The sequence below is a fragment of the Pseudomonas sp. ASL8 genome, assembly GCF_056680355.1.
This window is the reverse complement of record NZ_CM155278.1, coordinates 1,950,695-1,969,835: the sequence shown is the minus strand read 5'-3', so window position 1 is coordinate 1,969,835 and position 19,141 is coordinate 1,950,695. Positions and strand designations below refer to the sequence as shown.

The 19,141-nt window shown below is 60.1% G+C and carries 19 protein-coding genes; 6 read left to right on the top strand and 13 right to left on the bottom strand.

All coding sequences use genetic code 11. From position 1 onward, the window contains the following. The first annotated feature begins 35 nt into the window (after positions 1-35). From AC1MEA_RS08930 to rhlE2, 3 genes are all read left to right on the top strand, one after another. Positions 36-1,127: a hypothetical protein gene (locus AC1MEA_RS08930; RefSeq protein WP_480917458.1), complete on the top strand. Its 1,092-nt coding sequence runs from the start codon at positions 36-38 to the stop codon at positions 1,125-1,127. A gap of 65 nt (positions 1,128-1,192) precedes the next feature. Next, positions 1,193-2,023, top strand: coding sequence for a substrate-binding periplasmic protein (locus tag AC1MEA_RS08925; RefSeq protein ID WP_480917457.1), 831 nt, complete (start codon positions 1,193-1,195; stop codon positions 2,021-2,023). A 223-nt stretch (positions 2,024-2,246) separates the two neighbouring features. Continuing rightward, complete coding sequence (gene rhlE2 / locus AC1MEA_RS08920; RefSeq protein ID WP_480917456.1) at positions 2,247-4,133, top strand: RNA helicase RhlE2; 1,887 nt, start codon at positions 2,247-2,249, stop codon at positions 4,131-4,133. Positions 4,134-4,255: 122 nt separating this feature from the next. On the opposite strand, the gene AC1MEA_RS08915 is transcribed toward rhlE2, so the two are convergent. The 3 genes from AC1MEA_RS08915 to AC1MEA_RS08905 form a co-directional block, all read right to left on the bottom strand. Then, complete coding sequence (locus AC1MEA_RS08915; protein WP_219064003.1) at positions 4,256-4,837, bottom strand: YceI family protein; 582 nt, start codon at positions 4,835-4,837, stop codon at positions 4,256-4,258. 26 nt (positions 4,838-4,863) lie between these two features. Continuing rightward, a complete protein-coding gene (locus AC1MEA_RS08910) occupies positions 4,864-5,412 on the bottom strand; it encodes a cytochrome b (RefSeq protein ID WP_480917455.1) in 549 nt (182 codons plus the stop codon). Between the two features lie 297 nt (positions 5,413-5,709). Continuing rightward, positions 5,710-7,470, bottom strand: coding sequence for a flavin monoamine oxidase family protein (locus AC1MEA_RS08905; RefSeq protein ID WP_480917453.1), 1,761 nt, complete (start codon positions 7,468-7,470; stop codon positions 5,710-5,712). 222 nt (positions 7,471-7,692) lie between these two features. Between AC1MEA_RS08905 and AC1MEA_RS08900 the strand changes: the two genes are divergently transcribed. Both AC1MEA_RS08900 and AC1MEA_RS08895 read left to right on the top strand, forming a co-directional pair. Continuing rightward, positions 7,693-9,099 (top strand): adenosylmethionine--8-amino-7-oxononanoate transaminase, encoded by a 1,407-nt coding sequence (locus AC1MEA_RS08900; protein ID WP_449633837.1) that lies wholly within the window; start codon positions 7,693-7,695, stop codon positions 9,097-9,099. Positions 9,100-9,160: 61 nt separating this feature from the next. Next, the gene (locus tag AC1MEA_RS08895) at positions 9,161-9,880 is read left to right on the top strand and encodes a 16S rRNA (uracil(1498)-N(3))-methyltransferase (protein ID WP_449633836.1); all 720 of its coding nucleotides are present in this window, start codon (positions 9,161-9,163) and stop codon (positions 9,878-9,880) included. 158 nt (positions 9,881-10,038) lie between these two features. On the opposite strand, the gene trhA is transcribed toward AC1MEA_RS08895, so the two are convergent. After that, positions 10,039-10,656: a PAQR family membrane homeostasis protein TrhA gene (trhA, locus tag AC1MEA_RS08890; protein WP_449633835.1), complete on the bottom strand. Its 618-nt coding sequence runs from the start codon at positions 10,654-10,656 to the stop codon at positions 10,039-10,041. A gap of 190 nt (positions 10,657-10,846) precedes the next feature. Here trhA and AC1MEA_RS08885 point away from each other — a divergent pair, with 190 nt between their 5' ends. Then, a complete protein-coding gene (locus tag AC1MEA_RS08885) occupies positions 10,847-11,773 on the top strand; it encodes a LysR family transcriptional regulator (RefSeq protein WP_219063997.1) in 927 nt (308 codons plus the stop codon). Between the two features lie 8 nt (positions 11,774-11,781). Here the strand turns inward: AC1MEA_RS08885 and madM are convergent, their stop codons facing one another. From madM to mdcA, 9 genes are all read right to left on the bottom strand, one after another. Further along, a complete protein-coding gene (gene madM / locus AC1MEA_RS08880) occupies positions 11,782-12,549 on the bottom strand; it encodes a malonate transporter subunit MadM (protein WP_219063996.1) in 768 nt (255 codons plus the stop codon). Between the two features lies 1 nt (position 12,550). Continuing rightward, positions 12,551-12,967 (bottom strand): malonate transporter subunit MadL, encoded by a 417-nt coding sequence (madL, locus tag AC1MEA_RS08875; protein ID WP_219063995.1) that lies wholly within the window; start codon positions 12,965-12,967, stop codon positions 12,551-12,553. Positions 12,968-13,031: 64 nt separating this feature from the next. Further along, entirely contained in the window at positions 13,032-13,967 is a 936-nt protein-coding gene (mdcH, locus tag AC1MEA_RS08870) for a malonate decarboxylase subunit epsilon (RefSeq protein WP_480917451.1), read from the bottom strand. Continuing rightward, positions 13,964-14,608 (bottom strand): malonate decarboxylase holo-ACP synthase, encoded by a 645-nt coding sequence (locus AC1MEA_RS08865; protein WP_480917449.1) that lies wholly within the window; start codon positions 14,606-14,608, stop codon positions 13,964-13,966. The genes mdcH and AC1MEA_RS08865 overlap by 4 nt, the downstream gene beginning before the upstream one ends. Next, positions 14,609-15,412, bottom strand: a complete 804-nt coding sequence (gene mdcE, locus AC1MEA_RS08860; RefSeq protein WP_480918115.1) for a biotin-independent malonate decarboxylase subunit gamma — start codon at positions 15,410-15,412, stop codon at positions 14,609-14,611. It abuts the gene before it with no gap. 14 nt (positions 15,413-15,426) lie between these two features. Next, positions 15,427-16,278 carry a biotin-independent malonate decarboxylase subunit beta gene (locus AC1MEA_RS08855; protein WP_219063992.1) on the bottom strand — a complete coding sequence of 284 codons (852 nt, stop codon included), beginning with the start codon at positions 16,276-16,278 and terminating at the stop codon, positions 15,427-15,429. Then, a complete protein-coding gene (locus AC1MEA_RS08850; RefSeq protein WP_219063991.1) occupies positions 16,271-16,570 on the bottom strand; it encodes a malonate decarboxylase subunit delta in 300 nt (99 codons plus the stop codon). The genes AC1MEA_RS08855 and AC1MEA_RS08850 overlap by 8 nt, the downstream gene beginning before the upstream one ends. A gap of 2 nt (positions 16,571-16,572) precedes the next feature. Further along, positions 16,573-17,448 (bottom strand): triphosphoribosyl-dephospho-CoA synthase, encoded by an 876-nt coding sequence (locus AC1MEA_RS08845; RefSeq protein ID WP_480917447.1) that lies wholly within the window; start codon positions 17,446-17,448, stop codon positions 16,573-16,575. Continuing rightward, complete coding sequence (mdcA, locus tag AC1MEA_RS08840) at positions 17,448-19,124, bottom strand: malonate decarboxylase subunit alpha (protein ID WP_480917445.1); 1,677 nt, start codon at positions 19,122-19,124, stop codon at positions 17,448-17,450. Before mdcA ends, AC1MEA_RS08845 begins: the two co-directional genes overlap by 1 nt. Positions 19,125-19,141 lie beyond the last annotated feature (17 nt).

Here is a 19,141-nt window from a genome sequence, read left to right as displayed (position 1 = left end):
ACCCGGCTGGCACCTTGGACTACGGACTGACCCTGTTGACTTCTTCCAGCAATGCTTCGCAAACCCCACAGCTTGTCTATCTGGTTTTTGGTGCAGACACCTACCATCAAGAAGCGATATTCAGCATTGCCAGCGCGTTGGCTGGCCTGCGTGAAACACCGGGGCAGGCCCTCGACATTCAGGTCTTCAGCGACAACCCGACGCCTTATCAAAAGCTGCCGGTACGCGTCCGTCCGCTGGATGCAGCGACGCGAGCACTCTGGAGCGGCCCCTACGGTTACCACTTCCGTACCAAGCATGTGGCCCTGCGCACGGTGCTCGCCGAGTCTGAATGCGCGCTGCTGATCGACACCGACACCTTCTTCCATTGCTCACCGCTACAGCTCTTTGCCCGTATCCAGCCCGGTACCGTGCTGTGCAATGCCGTCGGCCCGCGCTATGGGGACAATAAAGACGTGCCGTTGTATCAAGTGCTCGCCGAACGTTTAAGCGCCAGAGGCCTGGCAGATGATGAGATGCGTCACCTTAACTCCGGCGTCATCGGCCTGACGCATCAAGACGCAGGCGTGCTCGATCAGTCGATCAGCCTGATGGATGAGTTTTACCCCGAGCTCAGCACCTCCTTCAACCTTGAAGAGTTCTGCTTGAGCGTCGCGGCCTACCGCACCAAAGAAGTCAGGGAGTGCCCCGACCTGATCCACCACTACTGGAGCCGTAAACAGCTGTTCCGCGCCAAAGTCCGGGCATGGCTGCTCAAGCATGGCGATGCGCCGACCAGTCAGGCAGCCCTGGATGACACCCGTCGCGTGACGACCCGCTTGCCGCGCCCACCCACCTGGCAGCGCTTGCTGTACAGAACGGCGACCCTGGGCGTGCCATCGACGCAACGCCAGTTTCTACGCGAGGTGCTGTACGGCTGCTGCTGGCAGGACAATGAATTTGATCGCGCCTGTTCAACCGTGTGGTGGGAAAAGGCCCGGGACAATGCCGAGGAACGCCTGAACCGGCCACTTGAGCCACGCCAACTCGAGCGCTGGCTGGATCATTGGGCCGTTCGACAGATTCTGGGCAACCGACGCAAAGAGATCTATCAGCACCTGATGCAACGCCAAAACGAACAGAAATGATCCATTAGCCGCAGACGTCCGATCCAGAGCTTCTATTTAGGCAACGTCCGTCGTAATCTCAGGCTATGCCTGACATTGCCCGATTCCTGACTGCCCTGTTCCTCACTTGCCTTAGCTTCACTGCTTTAGGCGAAAAACTGCGCATCGTCACCGAACCCTGGGCACCTTACGTGTACATGGAGGATGGCCATGCACGCGGGCTGGACTACGAAACAACGTCGATCATCTTCCAGCGCCTGGGCATCGAAGTGGAATGGCATTTCCTGCCCTGGAAGCGTTGCCTGGCGATGCTTGAACAGGGCCAGGCTGACGGCGCACTGGATATTTTCCAGAACGCCGAGCGCACTGATTCGTTGCTGTACCCCAGCGAACCCCTGTCCGATGTCGAGTTCGTGCTGTTCTACGCCAATGCCCGTCCCCATCCGTTTCAAAGCCTGGAAGACCTGCGCGGCCTGACCTTGGGGGTTTCGCCGGGCTATCTTTACGGCCCGGAGTTCAGGGATTCACCACTGTTCACCCGTGAAGAAGCGCCCACCCATGAAGCCAATTTCGGCAAGCTTCTGCGCGGGCGTATCGATCTGGTGATTACCGACCGTCGTGTCGGCCAGTACCTGCTTGATGAATTGAAGGTTCGCGAGCAAATCAGCCAGTTGCCAACCGTTATCAGCCATGAGCCGCAATACCTTGCCCTGCGCAAAAATGTGGGCATGGACCTGCTGGTGCAGCGCTTTGGTGCCGAGCTCAAACGCTTCAAACGCGAACCGGCGTACGCCGAGTTGAGTGCCCGCTATGCCGGCGATGCGATGCCAACGGCTGCCACGTTGCTCACCAAGCCACTGCAACCGGCGTCTGCGCCTGAAAAAACCGTTGAGCAGCAGGAAAGCAGCGCGTTGTGATTGCTCTGTTATACTCCGGCCTTCCCGCCAGGCTTACGCCCGGACGCTCGGCCTTGCATAAGGCATCTCGATCACGTCAGTCGCGACTTTTCTTTCCCGCGCCGATATACCGAGACGCACGTCAAGACCCAGCAGGACCGGACGGGATTGCGTCCTCTAAACGCCATTCACGCCAGGCAAGACCTTCTCAATGGGCACAGCCCTAACTAAAACAGGATTACTCATGTCCTTTGCTTCCCTCGGTCTCTCCGAGGCTTTAGTCCGCGCCATCGAGGCAGCGGGCTATACCGAGCCTACTCCGGTGCAACAGCGGGCCATTCCCGCCGTGTTGCAAGGTCGCGACCTGATGGTTGCCGCGCAGACAGGTACTGGTAAAACCGGCGGCTTCGCCCTTCCGATTCTGGAACGGTTGTTCCCCAACGGTCATCCGGACAAATCCCAGCGTCACGGCCCGCGCCAACCGCGCGTTTTGGTCCTGACCCCAACCCGCGAGCTCGCGGCGCAAGTACACGATAGCTTCAAGGTGTATGCACGGGATCTAAAGTTCGTCAGCGCCGTTATTTTTGGCGGTGTCGGCACGAACCCGCAAGTCCAGGCCATGGCTAGAGGCGTTGATGTGTTGGTGGCCTGCCCAGGCCGTCTGCTCGATCTGGCCGGTCAGGGCAGCGTCGATTTGTCCCGCGTTGAAATTCTGGTGCTCGATGAAGCCGACCGGATGCTCGACATGGGCTTCGTGCATGACGTGAAGAAAGTCTTGGCTCGCCTGCCTGCCAAGCGCCAGAACCTGCTGTTCTCGGCGACCTTCTCCAACGACATCACGGCCTTGGCCGGCAAGCTGCTGCACAACCCGGAACGCATCGAAGTCACGCCGCCGAACACCACGGTCGAGCGTATCGAACAGCGCGTATTCCGTCTGTCTTCGAGCCATAAACGCTCGTTGCTGGCGCATTTGATTACCGCAGGCGCCTGGGAACAGGTGCTGGTTTTCACCCGGACCAAGCACGGTGCAAACCGTCTGGCCGAGTACCTGGACAAGCACGGCCTCACGGCGGTGGCGATCCACGGTAACAAGAGCCAGAACGCCCGAACCAAAGCACTGGCTGATTTCAAGGCTGGCCAGGTGCGGATCATGGTCGCCACCGATATCGCCGCGCGCGGTCTCGATATCGATCAACTGCCCCACGTCGTCAACTTCGAACTGCCAAACGTCGACGAAGATTACGTGCACCGTATTGGCCGTACAGGCCGTGCGGGTCGTAGCGGTGAGGCCATTTCGCTGGTCGCGCCGGACGAAGAGAAGCTGCTCAAAAGCATTGAGCGCATGACCAAACAGAAAATCGCCGATGGCGACCTGATGGGCTTCGATATCACAACCGTTGAAGCCGAGAAGCCAGAAGTACGTGAGCGTCCGGATGTGCGTAACCCACGCGCACCCCGTGGCCCTCGCGGCGATGGCCCGACCGGCAGTGGCGGTGGTGGTGGCCGCAAGGACAAAGGCAAGGACAAGGGTCAGGAAAAACCGGCAGCCGCCGCACGTCCTGAGCGTCCAGCCCAGAAGCCGCGCGAGGGCACACCTGCCCGCGAGCAGCGTCAGGCAACCCCGCGTGCCGACCGCGCCCCGGACGAGTTCCTGGACGACGAAGTGGATAACTTCGGTAACCGTGCCGACTATGTCAGCCCGTACCCGAATAAAGGCCAGGGTCGTGGTCGTCGTCCAGGCGCTCCGGCCCCTGCGGCTACCGCAGGCGGTGCTGCTCCAGCGGCCCGCGCGCCAAGCTCAGGCCGCCCAAGCGGTCCTCGCACCGGCGCTGGTTCGACCACGGGCACACCGCCCGCAGCTCGCTCTGGTCCACGTAATGGCGCGCCACGCGATGGCCAGGCTCGTCGTGACGACGCTCCACGCAATCGCCGTCCTGCGGCTGCTCGCGATGATCAGCCAGCGCGTCAGGAACCAGCGGTCAGAGGTCCTCGCGAAGGGGCACCTCAGCCGAAGATCGTGCACAAAGAGTCAAAAAGCGATCGCTTCCCGTCGGCCGATCAACTCGACCAACTGCCAAGCCGTCCACGGGGTGAGAAACCCGCTTTGCTGACCCGCAACCGCGAAGGTTAAGGCTAAGCACGCTGCATAAAAAAACGCCCCGACCGGGGCGTTTTTTTATGCGTGGTGATAATGCAATTCCAGACATAAAAACGCCGACCCCAAGGTCGGCGTTTTTAGGTTACGAGCAAACCTTACTTGGCTTGAACGCCTTCAAACGAGAAGATCAGCTCAAGTTCCTGGGTTTTAGGGCCCAGATCTTTCTGAATCGCGAAGTCTTTCAACTTGATAGTGGTGGTGCCTTCAAAGGCTGCACGGTAGCCGCCCCATGGATCTTTGCCTTCGCCCAGGAAATGCGCAGCGATCACGACTGGCTTGGTCACGCCGTGCAGCGTCAGGTTACCGGTCACGTCAGCCGTGTCGGTGCCCGTCGACTTGACCGAAGTCGATACGAATTTGGCTTCCGGGAATTTCGCGACGTCCAGGAAATCAGGAGTGCGGATGTGCTTGTCACGTTCAGCGTGGTTAGTGTCGACGCTGGCAGTTTTCAGCGTGACATTAATTTTGCTGGCTTCCGGGTTCTTGGCGTCGAAGCTGAAGGTGCCGTCCCAGTCCTTGAACGTACCGTAGATGTAGCTGAAGCCCAGATGGCTGATCTTGAAGTTAACGAAGGCGTGCTGGCCTTCCTTATCGACTTTGTAATCAGCGGCCATCACTTGCCCGGCGGACAACAGAGCAGTACCCAGAGCCAGAGCGGCGAGCGTCTTCTTCAACATGCGTTTATTCCCGTTTAGGTTGAACATTAGTCGCGACCCAACATGCGCGTAAGGGTCGCATCGCGATCAATAAAGTGGTGTTTCAATGCGGCCAGGGCGTGAAGTCCAGCGAAAATCACCAGTGCCCAGGCCAAGTACTCATGAACAGCGCCCGCAACGTCTGCCTGATCGGGGATGCTGGAAATCAACGCCGGCACCTCGAACAGATCAAACACCGGAATCCCCACACCGTCGGCGGTGGAAATGAGGTAACCGGCAACCATCACGGCAAACAAACCGACATAAAGAAACAGATGCCCGAACTTCGCACCCCATTGGACGAGCCGACTCTGAGCGGACAGTGCAGGAGGTGGCGGGCTGATAAAACGCCAGACCACCCTGACCACCATCACAGCGAACAGGGTAAGACCGATGCTCTTGTGCAGGTCAGGAGCCGCTTTGCGCCAGGTATCGTAGTAGTCGAGGTCGACCATCCACAGACCGAGTGCAAACAAACCAAAGACAACAAGCGCCACACCCCAGTGCAGCAAGATGCTGACCAGACCGTAACGAGAGGAGGAGTTACGTAGCTGCATCACAGTTACCTTCAAGAGTGGGTCTCAGACTAACTTTTTATCTATCGAATGAAAGCGCAAAATTTCGCTTTGAAATATCGAGAAATACGATAGTTCAACCGACTAACGACCTTCGGTCGATTCTTAAACGACGAGTAAGCATCCCGATAATGCTCGTTCGACAACACTGCCTCGTGACAATCGGACATTCGACTCCGATGAACGGCGCGATACAGCCCGGTAGACACCCGGCGAATCGCGAAAGAAAAAAAAGGCGCGGTCTCAGACCGCGCCTTTTTCAATTCAGCAGTGACTCAATCAGCTTTTCACGTCAGCGGCGGGAGCAGCGCTCGGCGTGACAGGCGCCTTCTTCACCGGGGCTTTTTTGGCCGGGGCCGGTTTAGCAGGCGCTTTTTTCGCAGGTTCTTTGGCCGCGGGCTTTTTCGCTGGATGGGCTTTGGCTGGCGCTTTCTTGGCCGGCTCCGCTTTCACGGGCTCAGGCTTCACAGGTTCAACCACCACTGGGGCGATGACCGGAGCAACCGGCGCAACAACGGGCACTGGCGCTGGAGTCGGGGCGGGCTCAACCTTGGCAGGCGCTTTATCGGACGAGCCACCGAACAGGTTGGAGAAGAAACCACCGCTGGCTGCTTTAGGTGCGCTTGGCGCTGCAGGCGGTACGACTTTTACCGGTTCAAACGACTTACCGGCAGCCAAGTCCTGAACCTGGCTGGCGGCGCGCTGGCCGGTGCGCAATGCGCCCTCCAGCGTGCCCGGGTACAAGGTGTCAGTGTGCTCACCAGCAAAAGCTACACGCTGCAGTGGTTTTTCCCACAAACGCCAGTACTTGCTGATCTGCCCTGGACCGAAGGCCAGGTAAGCGCCGCCTGTTGACGGGTCGGTGCTGTAACGACGAATTTCATAGCCCAGGTAGGCGCCACGGGCTTGCGGGTAGAAGGCGTGCAGGCGAATCAACACCTGATCCGACAACTGCTTGTCACCGAAGGTTTGCATGATGCGGGCATTGTCGCCGGACAGGTTGATCACCACATTGGCGCCACCCTTGAGAGCCGGTTCGATCCACAACATACCCAAGCCGGTGTTGCTGTAAATCTCGCCAGACATACGCGCTTTGCTGTCCCAGACCGGGGTCTTGAACTTGAGCATGATCTGATCGCGCCAGCCGTAGTTGGTCCCCTTGATCGCGCCCATGTGCTGGGCATCCAGCGCTGGCGTCATCTGGATATTGCCGAGCGCACGCAATGGCACGGCCAGCACAACGTATTCCGCCTGATAACCGACCGCGCCAGCCTTGACTGTCACGCCGTCCTTGTCCTGAATGATCGCGGACACCGGCGAGTTGGTCTTGATGCTTTTCAGCTGTTTGACGAACTCCTGGGCCAACACTGCACTGCCGCCTGGCAGACGCGCAGCACGGCGGTCACGGTCATCGACGTTGCGATAGACCCGGGACTGCTGGGCGAAATACAACAGCGACAAACGCGACGGCTCGTCGTAACGCGAACGGATTTCCTGATTGATCAATTGGCGCGCCGTGGCGGGCAGGTTCAAACGATCCAGCCAGTTGGACACGTTGATCTGGTCCAGGGCGAACAGCGTGCTGCTGGCTGCAGGGTTTTCCGGGTTGTCGATGGAGCGCGCCATGTCATCCAGTGCGGCGTTATAACGCTTCATCGCCTCGGCCGTTGCCGGTTGCTTCGCGGCGAGGGTGGCAGGGGTGAAATACTCACCATCGATAAGGTAACCCGGAGTACGTACAAACTCTGGCGCAGGCACGCTCTTGAGTTTGAAATGGTCCAGGTATTGGTTCAGTACCGGCTGGGCCTTGCTGTTGCCGATCCACTCACTGGTGGCCAGACCCGAACGCCCTCCCAGGCTTGGCTTGGCTTCCAGCAACGTCACCTGCCAGCCTTTGGCCTGTAGCTCGTACGCTGCCGTCAGGCCAGCCAGACCGCCGCCGACCACAATCGCCGTGTGTTGTTTGTCGATAGCGAGCGCTGACGCGCTGACCAGCCCAACCATTACCAGCGCACAGGCGCGCAGCCAGACACCAACCATTCAGCAAACTCCGGAAAAAACGTAGGATATTTCGAAAAATAGCGCCCGAACACTCAGGCAGCCGCGAAGGATACGCCAGCCGCCATAGGCCTGCCAGCAATGTCCGTCGGGCTATTGATGTGGACTGAAAGTACACAAGAGGTTGTCCCACGCGCAGGCATTGCATAGGCTTGCGCCATTGTTTGCCCTCGCGCCATGCGAGCTGCCACCCGGAGATTGCCAATGGGCCTGAATAACCAGTGGATGCAACGCGACCTAGCGGTGCTATGGCATCCCTGCACCCAAATGAAAGACCACGAGAGCCTGCCGCTGATCCCGATCAAGAGCGGCAAAGGTGTCTGGCTTGAAGATTTCGAAGGCAAGCGTTACCTGGATGCCGTGAGTTCCTGGTGGGTAAACGTGTTCGGCCACTCAAACCCGCGCATCAATCAACGGATCAAAGACCAGGTCGACCAGTTGGAGCACGTGATTCTTGCCGGCTTCAGCCACCAACCGGTGATCGAACTGTCCGAGCGTCTGATCAAGATGACGCCCGAAGGCCTGACCCGCTGCTTCTACGCCGATAATGGTTCGTCCTGCATCGAAGTCGCGCTGAAAATGAGCTTTCACTACTGGCTCAACCGCGGCCAGCCGAATAAAAAACGTTTCGTCACCCTGACCAACAGCTACCACGGCGAAACCATGGCGGCGATGTCAGTGGGCGACGTGCCGTTGTTCACCGAGACGTACAAAGCGCTGCTGCTCGACACCATCAAGGTGCCGAGCCCGGACTGCTACCACCGGCCTGAAGGCATGGGCTGGGAAGAGCACTCGCGCAACATGTTCGCCGCCATGGAGCAGACCCTGGCCGAGAACCACGACACTGTCGCGGCGGTGATTGTCGAGCCGTTGATTCAGGGCGCGGGCGGAATGCGCATGTACCACCCGGTGTACCTCAAGCTGTTGCGCGAGGCCTGTGATCGGTATGGCGTACATTTGATTCACGACGAAATCGCCGTCGGTTTCGGGCGCACCGGAACGATGTTCGCGTGCGAACAGGCTGGCATCCGTCCGGACTTCCTCTGCCTGTCCAAAGCCCTGACCGGCGGTTATCTGCCCTTGGCGGCGTGCATCACCACCGATGACGTGTACAGCGCGTTTTACGATGACTACTCGACCCTGCGCGCCTTCCTCCATTCGCACAGCTACACCGGCAATCCGCTGGCGTGTGCGGCGGCTCTGGCGACGCTGGATATCTTCGAGCAAGACAACGTCATCGAGAACAACAAGGCCCTGGCGCAACGCATGGCCAGCGCCACCGCGCATCTGGTCGATCACCCTCATGTCGCCGAAGTCCGTCAAACCGGCATGGCGCTGGCCATCGAGATGGTGCAGGACAAAGCCACTAAAGCCGCTTACCCCTGGCAAGAACGACGCGGTTTGAAGGTATTCCAGCACGCACTGGAGCGTGGCGCCCTGCTGCGGCCACTTGGCAGCGTGGTGTATTTCCTGCCGCCGTATGTCATCACCCCGGAAGAAATCGACTTTCTCGCCGAAGTGGCCACAGAAGGCATCGACATCGCGACCCGCACCAGCGTCAGCGTTGCGGTGCACGAAAACTTTCATCCAGACTTTCGAGATCCAGGCTGATCCCTTGTAGATGCGCACTTGCCCGCCCCTACAAGGACCTAAACACTTTCAGAGAACGAACATGAGACTGTCCCGCTTTTTTATCGACGCGCCCTTGAGCCTCGGCGAGCACGAGCTGCCGGAAGCCCAGGCGCACTACATCGGTCGCGTATTGCGCATGGCCGAAGGTGACGCGCTGCAAGTATTCGACGGCTCGGGCAGCGAGTTTCGCGGCACCTTGCTCGAAGTGGGCAAGAAGCGCGTGCGGGTGCAGCTGAATGAACAATTTGCCGGGCAAATCGAATCGCCGTTGCGGATTCATTTGGGTCAGGGGCTGTCACGCGGCGAGCGCATGGACTGGGCAATTCAGAAGGCGACAGAGTTGGGTGTCAGCGAAATAACACCCATCGTCAGTGAACGTTGTGAAGTTCGGCTCAAAGATGAGCGCGCAGAAAAGCGCCAGGCCCACTGGCAACAGATTGCCATCAGCGCGTGCGAGCAATGCGGTCGCTCGGTGGTGCCGGTGATTCATGCACCCATGGCCCTGGCTGACTGGATCAAGAAGACCGAAGCCGACCTGAAGTTGGTATTGCACCCAGTCGCAGAACCGCTGACCAGCCACGATAAACCCGGCACCCTGGCCTTTTTGATCGGCCCGGAAGGCGGACTTAATGACGCCGAAGTCGATCAGGCCCAGGACGCAGGCTTCCACGCCGCCCGCCTCGGCCCACGCGTACTGCGCACAGAAACCGCACCCGTGGTGGCACTGAGCGTGGCACAGCAGTTGTGGGGGGATTTCTAAACCGTCGTACCACACCACCTGTAGGAGCTGACTTGTCTGCGATCCAGTGCGGAGCGCTGGCCAAGAGGGTGAGTTCACCACCGCTGGAAGGTCCTTCGGGTCGAGCGCGGCCCAGGCTTATCGCAGACAAGGGGGACCAAGCGCCTACAGGTTATGTGTCAAAGCACATAAAACATGATCGCCACAAAGTGCAGCAAACTGCCGGCGATCACGAACAAGTGCCAGATACCGTGCCAATGCCGGAAGCGGCTATCGAAAGCAAAAAAGATAATCCCCACGGTATAAAACACCCCGCCGGCCGCCAGCCAAGTGAAGCCCGTCGTTCCCAGCGCAGCCATCAGTGGCTTGACCGCCACCAACACGATCCAGCCCATCACCGCGTAGATCACGAGGGACATCACGCGTGCCTCGGAGCGTGGCTTGATCTCCTGCAACATGCCGATCACGGCCAACCCCCAGACCACCCCGAACAGTGTCCAGCCCCATGGCCCGCGCAGCGTGACCAGACAGAACGGGGTATAGCTGCCCGCGATCAGCAGATAGATCGACAGATGATCGACCTTTTGCATGATCACCTTCGCCCGGCCCCGGACGCTGTGATACACGGTCGATACGCTGTACAGCAGTAGCAAGGTCACACCGTAGATTGCCGTGCTGACAATCTTCCACACATCGCCGTCCATGCTGGCCAGCACCAGCATCCAGACCGCACCGACAAAAGCCAGCACCGCGCCGACCAGATGAGTCCAGGCGTTGAAGCGCTCTCCGTGATACATGTTCGCAAACCTCCAAAAACACCGACTGCGCAAGGCTCAGGGTTATGCGCGAAAAGTGCAATGCCCCGCACCGGTCGCAGCGATATTTCTAAACCCCTTCATGCTGAAATCCCTTGCAGCCAGCACGCGCCGAGTTAGGCACAATCCACCTGCTCTCATTATTGAAGAGCTACGAATAAGAGTGCCCGCCATGCTGATCGACGAAGAACTGACCCTCAAGAAGCTGGAGATTTTTCTGGCCTTTATGCGCACCGGCAATCTGGCGCGAGCCGCCGTGGAGTTGCAGACCAGCAATGTCAGTGTGCATCGAGCCATCCATTCTCTGGAGAGCGCCCTGCGCTGCCCACTGTTCAAGCACGAGGGTCGCAACCTGACGCCGCTGGAAAGCGCTTACGTGCTGGAAGAGCGCGCGCAGAAGTTGATTCAGGACGTGGTCGCCACGGTGGAGTTGACCCGTCAGGCCGCAGGCTTTTCAGCGGCACGGTTCAAGTTGGGCTCGCTGTACTCGTTGACCATCAAGACCGTGCCGCAGCTGATCATGGGCCTGAAACTGCGTCGCAGTGAGCTGAACATCGATTTGATCATGGGCTCCAACATCGACCTGTTCTACAAACTGAAGAACATGGAAGTGGACGCGATTCTGGTATCGCTCAATGAAAGCGTGAACGATCCAGACTGCGAACACCTGCCGCTGTTTTCCGATGATATTTTCCTCGCCGCGCCCGCAGAGTCACCGTTTTCACAGCAAAGCGAAGTGGATTTGAGCGATCTGCGCGAAGCGACGTTCATTACCCTGGCACAGGGTTTCGCGACGCATCAGGACGGGGTTCGAGTGTTCCAGCAGGCGGGCTTCGAGCCAAAGGTGGCGATGCAGGTCAACGACATTTTCACCCTGCTGAGCATGGTCAGCTCCGGAGTCGGTTATGCGTTGCTGCCTGGACGGGTGGCCGCCGTTTATGAGAATCGGGTGCGCTTGATCCCGTTGCAGGCACGCTATCGGATGCAGCAGCACATCGGTGTCGTGTTCCTCAAATCGAAGGAACGCGACCCCAACCTGCTGGCGTTTGTGGCCGAATGCCGGATGTACGCCAACCGGCATTCGCAACCTGAGACTTGAAGGTTTTGTTACGCCCCCACAATCCCGCGCACGATGAAGTACAACACCGACGGCCCCAACAGGCAGCCGAGCCCGGTGTGGAAGGTCGCGGTCAAGGCGCCGTAAGGCACCAGCCGACGGTCCGTCGCCGCCAGGCCTGCGGTCACGCCGCTGACCGTGCCGGCCAAGCCACCGAACACCATCGCCGAGCGTGGATTGTCCAGGCCCATCCAGCGTGCGGCCATCGGCGTGCCGACCATCACAAAAATCGCTTTGATCAAGCCTGTCGCGATGGACAGTGCCACCACATCCGAACTCGCGCCAATCGCTGCGCCGGTCACCGGCCCGACGATGTACGTCACTGCACCTGCGCCAATGGTGGTCATGCTGATTGCATCGCGATAGCCAAAAGCCCAGGCAATGCTCGCGCCCACGATAAACGGCAGTACGGTGCCCAACAGTAAGGCGATAGCGCCGATCAACCCGGCCTTGCGCGCTTCACTGGCCTGCACTTCGAACGCCGTGGCGACAATGGCGAAGTCACGCAACATGGCCCCACCCATCAAGCCGATGCCCGAAAACAGCGTGAGGTCCGCCAGGCCTTTTTGTCCGCCGGTCATGGTGCCGCCGACCCACGCCAGCACCAGCCCGATAACGATGGCAATGGCCGAGCCGTGAATCCGCCCGAACGTGAGTCTTTTTGAAATCACCACCGAAATCCACATCACCACGCCGATAAAGGCGAACGCAGTGACCAGGCCGTTATTTGCCAAACCTTTTTCCATGAGAGCCCACATATCAACGCCCCCCTACCGATGTCACGCCCGGGATGATTGTCGGCTCTTCGTCCGGCAAAGGTTCGCCCTTATGGGTTCGACTGATCAGCGCAATGGTGCAACCGCAGACCACCACCGAACCGATGGCCGCCAATACCGCAACCGGTCCACCGTGCAAGGCAGCGACCACGTTCTGTTGCGCGGCCATGGCGACCACGACAGGAATGTACATGGCGCCCCAGAAACCCACGCCCAAGTCGCATTCCTTGGTCATGCCGCCGCGGTTGTGCATCCACAGACGGGCGCAGATCAACAGGATCATGGCGATACCGACCCCGCCCACATTGGATTTAACGCCCAGTAGCACGCCGAGCATATCGCCGAGAATGACGCCCGCCAGGGTGCAGATAGCCAGCAAGGCCACACCGTAAATAATCATTATTTTTATCCTCACATTGCGTTGCCGAAGTTGTTGTTTTTATCCTTCGCAGCTGCCACACGGTTTATGGGTTGCGGGTTTCCTCCTCACGCAGCAGCGCACTCAACGTATCCAGGCGAGCCCCTTGAAAGGCGACTGCCGCTCCTTGTTCGAACACTTTTCTGCCCAGGCCCGTCAACACGGTGCCCGGCGGTAACTCGATCTGCAGGCGCACGCCACGCTCGTAGGCGGTTTGCACGGTGCTGCGCCAATCGATCACCCGGCACATGTTGAACGCCAGGTCGTCGCGTAATTTATCGGCAGTCAGCACCAGGCGTGCGGTACTGCCGCTGAGGTAACGCAAGGTCGGTGCCTGCATCGGTACCTTGGCGAAAGCCTCGGCCAGCGCCGCTGCGGGTTGCTCCAGCAACGCACAATGGGACGGCACGCTGACTGCCAGACGCTTGACCGCCGCCGCGCCGTTGTTTTTCGCACCCTCGGCGACCGCCGCCATCGCGCCATCGCTGCCCGCGATCACCCACTGGTTATCGGCATTGATGTTGGCCAGATAAACGGGGGTGGCCGGGCTATGAACCTGCCCGATCAACGCTTCGACAGCAGGTTGATCCAGCCCCATGATTGCGGTCATGCCGTAACCATGGGGGTAAGCGCTCTGCATCAGCTCGCCGCGCAAGGCCACCAGACGCACGGCATCGCCAAACGCCAGCGACCCGGCAATCACCGCCGCTGGATAGGCACCTATAGACAGGCCCGCAACATAGTCGGGGGGACTTGCGCGCTCGATCAGCACGCGGGCGCAGGCCACACCGGCAATCAATAAACACAACTGCACGGCACGGCTATCGGCCAGGGCTTCAACCGAATCGAGTGCCAGTACCTCTTCACCCAGTGCGTCGCTGGCTTGGCGCAAACAGTCGCGGACCAGCGCTTCATCCGGCAACCGATGCAGCATGTGCGGCTGTTGCGCGCCCTGGCCAGGAAACACCATAAGGCTGCTCATGCGGCGTACTCGCTCAACCGCCAAGGATCGCTGAGCAGGCACGCGCCCTCAGCGGTTTTAAGCAGGACCTTGCGCGCCGACCCGGCCCACTCGCGCAAGGCCACACCACCGCTTGGGAATTGTAATTGCAGATCGATCCGGCAGCCCGTCCTCGTCGTCGCTGCATCCAATACGCGGACCAGATCGGCCGCCTGCTCGCGGCTGAAAAACTGAGGCGTGCGCAGAATCAAATCAAGGTCGCTGTCACGGTGCAGCGCAGCCAACCCGCTGGCCAGTTCAAAACCGGCACTGCCGCTGACGCCCCACACCAGCCCCAGGTCTTCCATCAGAGGCCGAACCTGAGCCAGCGCTCGCAGTGCAGGCCAGTCGCGACCCTCCTGGCTCTTCACATGAATGAGTTGCTCCGGCTGCACTTGGCGCTGGACATCAGCGCACTTGATCAGCGTGGCGTAGCGCTGTTCGCGCTGCTGACCGCGAACACCGACCGCGATCTGATCCGCCGCACACACCGCACGACGCACCACCACCGGATGGCCAAGGCTCAGCGCCTCGGCGACCCAGCCCGGCGCATCGTCAGGCAGCGCGTGCACAGGCAAACCCCAGAGCAAGTCATGGGGTCGCACAGCAACAGAGGCGTTCATTTACCACTGCGCCCGCAGCAATTCACGCACCTTGGCAGACGCCGCACGATTGCTCGCACCCAGGCGACTGCTCAGGTCAGTGCCGGTCGCTTGCACGTCCTTGATCGCCAGTGTCAGGCACGCCTGAACATGATCGATGTCTTGCGCCGTCGGTTGCTCGATCTGGCTGACGGACAGACTTTCCCACAGCAAACCGAGGGTCGCGTAACTGTCGATGTCATAGGCCATCGGCGGCACGCTGGCGGCCAGTTTTTCCAGCTCTTCGACCGTACGCAAAGTGACCCGAGCCGCTGAAGCCTTGCCCATCGCATGCACCATCACGCCGGGATCGCGCAGGGCAATCAGGCGGTTGGCCTGATAACCATGGGCCAGAAATGCACCGGACATGGCCTTGCCCACCAGCAGGGCAATCACCGGATGCCCAGCCAGACGGGCACGCGCATAGCTATCGACCGCACCAGCGAGGGCTTGATGAATGCCCAGCGCTTCTTCGCGCCGACCGTACGCCTGGCTCGGCACATCGACGATGACGATCAAGGCGCGCTTGTGCTCACTGCGCTGATCCAGCTGTATGGCGTCGTCCACCGCCTTGGCCAAACCCCAGCCTTCGAGCAGCCCGACTTCGCCGTTGCGCGCCCGAGGGAAACGGTTTTCAGGGTCAGCGACCACCGCCAGAAAACGTGCTGGCTCATCGCCCAGCACGCCGTCGGCCACCTTGAGCGAGGCCGGCAAACCAACTACTTCACGCGCCCCGCCACTCAACGCCAAAAACCAGTGCAACCCGCGCTGCGAATACTCGCTCATGGTTACGTGCTCGCTCATGGCTGTTCTCCTTGATAAAGGGTGCGCACCGTCTGTGGATCGATTTGGGGTGCTGTATCCAGCTGCGCCAGGCGCTGCAGAAACAGTGCGTATTGACCGCTGCGTTGTTGTTCAGGCAAGCCCTGCTTGAGCCACGTATCGACCTGGCGCTGAATACTCGTCACATCATCAATCGAGAAACCATCTGCCAAGCCGCTGGCGAAGCGTTGTTCACCCCCGGTCAGGCTCCAGATGAAAGGTCGGTTGCGCGAGTCGTACTCTTCGATGCCCGCTTCCTGCTCGATCACCTGTGGTCCGTTCAAACCCAGACGCGCCTCGCGAGTCACCACTATATAACTGCATAGACCGGCAGCGATGGACATCCCGCCGAAGCAGCCAACGCTCCCGGCAATCACACCAATCACCGGCTGGTACTGGCGCAAATCGACAATCGCCGCATGGATATCAGCAATCGCCGCCAGCCCAAGATTGGCTTCTTGCAGGCGCACACCGCCGGTTTCCAGAAGCAACACGGCGGCGGTTGGAATGCCGTTACGGTTGTCTTCAGCGGCCAGTTCCAGCGCACCCGCAATCTTGGCCCCGCCGACTTCGCCGAGGCTGCCACCTTGAAACGCGCCTTCAATGGCTGCGATGACCACTGGCAGGCCGCCGATAGAACCTTTGGCGATCACCACGCCATCATCGGCCTGCGGCACAACGCCTTGCTTGGCCAGCCAAGGCGACATCATCCGAGCGAAGGGGTCGAGCAACTCACGAAAGCTTCCGGCATCCAGTATGGCGCGAGCACGCTGGCGAGCGTTGAGTTCGACGAAGCTGTGCTGACGCAATAAACGGGCGTTGTCAGTCATGACCGATCTCCTCGAAACCTTGCTCCAGACGCAACCGCACCACACCCGGCGTCGCGCCGAAATCATGAATATCGATGGCCAGCGCGGGCGGCAATTGCCCGTCGAACATGCGCTCGAACAAGTGCTGCCAACGGGCGGCACTGCCGTTGACTGATGTCACGACCTGTATCGATAGCTTGCCCGGCTGACCCGGCTCAAGCAGCGCTTCCAGATCACCCGAACCGACACAACCCACCAACGCGCGCCTCAGGGGCGGCTGCCCGGCAGGGAATTCAAAAGACAGGGTTTCCATGATCAAAAAATCCTCGATTGGTCGCCGAGCCCAGGCTCAAGGCTATCGATAAACAGGCACGCGGCGAGCAGGTCCGCAGCGCCACCCGGCGATGCGTTCAGGCTCAACAGCTGTTGATCCAGTTCATGCAGGCAACGCCGACCATCGAGGCTGGCGCTGCCGCCGGCATCCAGGACCTTTTGCGCGCCGAATTGCATGGCCTCAAGTCCCGGCTGACCGGCGCGGTACAGCACGCAGGTGTCGGCCAGGGTGGTCATGATCGCCATCAGGGCATCGAGTCGTGCGTTCTGTTCGCCGTGCCCGGCGGCGCGGCTGCGTTGCAATTGCGGCAGGCCATGCTGGATCACGGCTGGAAAGCCCAACTGCGCCTGTTCCCTAGCGCCGCGTGCGCCATAACGCTGGGCGACGTTGGCACCGTGGCTGTTCTGCAACGGCGAATGGCGGTCATCGATCAACGCCAGTTTCGCGGCCCGCAGGCTCACACCCGACGCCGTGCAATGGCCCGGTTCCAGCGCCACCGCCGTCACCAGCAGACCCAAGGCCCAGATCGCCCCGCGATGGGTGTTCACGCCACCGGTGGTGTGTAGCATCGCCACTTCACCTTCGCGACCGATCCGCCCCACGGCCTCGCGCAGTGGCTGGCCAACGACGCCAAATTCAAGGGCAGCTTCGGCCATGTGCTTGAACGCCGGCCACAACGACAGCGCAGAAGCGTGCATCAAGCCCAGGTGCAGATCCTGATGCGCGCCACTGCCGCGACGGTCGACCAACGCCGGTTTCGGCGACAGGTCTGCTTCATCGATCAGCGCATCCACGGCCAGGTCAGCCAGGCGGTCGGCTAGCGAAACAACGATGGGTTTCAGGTTGAGTGCGCGCATCACCAGCTCCTGAATTGGGCGGGCGGGCTGTACAAGCCGCCGGACCACTCGACCAGGTCGGCAACGCTTTTCGCAGCGAGCAATTCGCGGCTGGCGTCGGTACGGCGGATGCCCAAATCTTCGGGCAAGGCGATCAAGCCTTCGCGGCGCATGCGCGCTGTGTCTTTAGGGTTGTGACGCATGCCGATGGCCGTCACCCCTGCGACTGCCGCGATCATCGCCTGGCGTTCTTCCAGAGTCCGCGCCTTGTACAGATAGGCGATGCCTTCTTCTGTGAGCAAGTGGGTCACGTCATCGCCGTAGATCATGATCGGCGCCAGCGGCATGCCGCTCTTCTTCGCCACATCAATCGCGTCCAGGGTCTCGACGAAGGTCGGTTTGCCACCTTCCTGGAAGGTCTCGACCATCTGCACCACCAGCTTCTTGCCGCGCTCAAGGTAGGCGGCCGGACCGTCACCGGTCTGCTGACGCATGTCCAGCCAGGCCGGGGTCGCATGACGACGACCATGCGGGTCATGGCCCATGTTCGGTGCGCCGCCGAAACCGGCCAGGCGCCCACGGGTCACAGTCGAAGAGTGACCATCGCCATCCACCTGCAACGTCGCGCCGATAAACAGGTCCACCGCGTACTGACCGGCCAACTGGCAAATCATCCGGTTGGAGCGCAGCGAGCCATCACGGCCGGTAAAGAACACGTCAGGCCGCGCCGCAATATAGTTTTCCATGCCCAACTCAGTGCCGAAGCAGTGGATGCTTTCGACCCAGCCACTTTCGATGGCCGGAATCAACGTTGGGTGCGGGTTGAGGGTCCAGTTGCGACAGATTTTGCCTTTCAGACCCAGGGACTCGCCGTAAGTGGGCAAAATCAGTTCAATGGCGGCCGTGTTGAAACCGATGCCGTGGTTCAGTGACTGCACATTATGTTTTTCATAAATGCCGCGAATCGCCATCATCGCCATCAACACATGCACAGGCTTGATGTGGCGTGGGTCACGGGTGAACAGCGGCTCGATGTAAAACGGCTGATCAGCCACCACCACGAAGTCGACCCAGGACGCCGGAATATCGACCCGCGGCAGGTCGCTGACATCGTCCACCAACTGATTGACCTGGAAGATCACGATGCCATCACTAAACGCTGCCGGCTCGACCAGTGCCGGGGTGTCCTCAGTACTGGGACCGGTATAAATGTTACCGGCACGGTCCGCCATGAAGCCGGCCGCCAACACCACGTTGGGGATCAGGTCGACCACCAGCCGTGAGTACAATTCGATGTAGGTATGGATGGCGCCGATTTCCAGCAAGCCATCTTCCAGCAACTGGCTGATGCGCAGGCTTTGCGTGCCAGCGAAGGAAAAATCCAGCTTGCGGGCGATGCCGCGTTCAAACAGATCCAGGTGCTCGGACCGGCCGACGCTGGGCATGATCATGTGCAGATCATGCAACTTGGCCGGATCGACCTTGGCCAGGGAACGGGAAAGAAAATCTGCCTGTTTCTGGTTGTTGCCTTCAAGCACCACGCGGTCGCCGGAGACCAACAAGGCCTCCAGCGCGGCGACGATATTCTCGGTCGGCAACACCACGCCATCGGCGAGAGACCGCACCTGCTCGAGTCGCCGCTGCTTTTCGCTGCGCCGACGCGACCAGCGCGGATCGGGTGTATTTATTATTGTCATGCTCACTCCACGCGTTT

Excerpts from the sequence above, each read along its gene's own strand:
- madL (WP_219063995.1), bottom strand. The coding sequence starts at position 12,967 with ATGATTATTTACGGTGTGGCCTTGCTGGCTATCTGCACCCTGGCGGGC.
- AC1MEA_RS08845 (WP_480917447.1), bottom strand. The coding sequence starts at position 17,448 with ATGCGCGCACTCAACCTGAAACCCATCGTTGTTTCGCTAGCCGACCGC.
- AC1MEA_RS08905 (WP_480917453.1), bottom strand. The coding sequence starts at position 7,470 with ATGGTTGGTGTCTGGCTGCGCGCCTGTGCGCTGGTAATGGTTGGGCTG.
- rhlE2 (WP_480917456.1), top strand. The coding sequence starts at position 2,247 with ATGTCCTTTGCTTCCCTCGGTCTCTCCGAGGCTTTAGTCCGCGCCATC.
- AC1MEA_RS08865 (WP_480917449.1), bottom strand. The coding sequence starts at position 14,608 with ATGAACGCCTCTGTTGCTGTGCGACCCCATGACTTGCTCTGGGGTTTG.
- mdcE (WP_480918115.1), bottom strand. The coding sequence starts at position 15,412 with ATGAGCGAGTATTCGCAGCGCGGGTTGCACTGGTTTTTGGCGTTGAGT.
- AC1MEA_RS08885 (WP_219063997.1), top strand. The coding sequence starts at position 10,847 with ATGCTGATCGACGAAGAACTGACCCTCAAGAAGCTGGAGATTTTTCTG.
- AC1MEA_RS08895 (WP_449633836.1), top strand. The coding sequence starts at position 9,161 with ATGAGACTGTCCCGCTTTTTTATCGACGCGCCCTTGAGCCTCGGCGAG.
- AC1MEA_RS08900 (WP_449633837.1), top strand. The coding sequence starts at position 7,693 with ATGGGCCTGAATAACCAGTGGATGCAACGCGACCTAGCGGTGCTATGG.
- AC1MEA_RS08850 (WP_219063991.1), bottom strand. The coding sequence starts at position 16,570 with ATGGAAACCCTGTCTTTTGAATTCCCTGCCGGGCAGCCGCCCCTGAGG.
- AC1MEA_RS08855 (WP_219063992.1), bottom strand. The coding sequence starts at position 16,278 with ATGACTGACAACGCCCGTTTATTGCGTCAGCACAGCTTCGTCGAACTC.
- AC1MEA_RS08910 (WP_480917455.1), bottom strand. The coding sequence starts at position 5,412 with ATGCAGCTACGTAACTCCTCCTCTCGTTACGGTCTGGTCAGCATCTTG.
- AC1MEA_RS08925 (WP_480917457.1), top strand. The coding sequence starts at position 1,193 with ATGCCTGACATTGCCCGATTCCTGACTGCCCTGTTCCTCACTTGCCTT.
- mdcH (WP_480917451.1), bottom strand. The coding sequence starts at position 13,967 with ATGAGCAGCCTTATGGTGTTTCCTGGCCAGGGCGCGCAACAGCCGCAC.
- AC1MEA_RS08915 (WP_219064003.1), bottom strand. The coding sequence starts at position 4,837 with ATGTTGAAGAAGACGCTCGCCGCTCTGGCTCTGGGTACTGCTCTGTTG.
- madM (WP_219063996.1), bottom strand. The coding sequence starts at position 12,549 with ATGTGGGCTCTCATGGAAAAAGGTTTGGCAAATAACGGCCTGGTCACT.
- mdcA (WP_480917445.1), bottom strand. The coding sequence starts at position 19,124 with ATGACAATAATAAATACACCCGATCCGCGCTGGTCGCGTCGGCGCAGC.
- trhA (WP_449633835.1), bottom strand. The coding sequence starts at position 10,656 with ATGTATCACGGAGAGCGCTTCAACGCCTGGACTCATCTGGTCGGCGCG.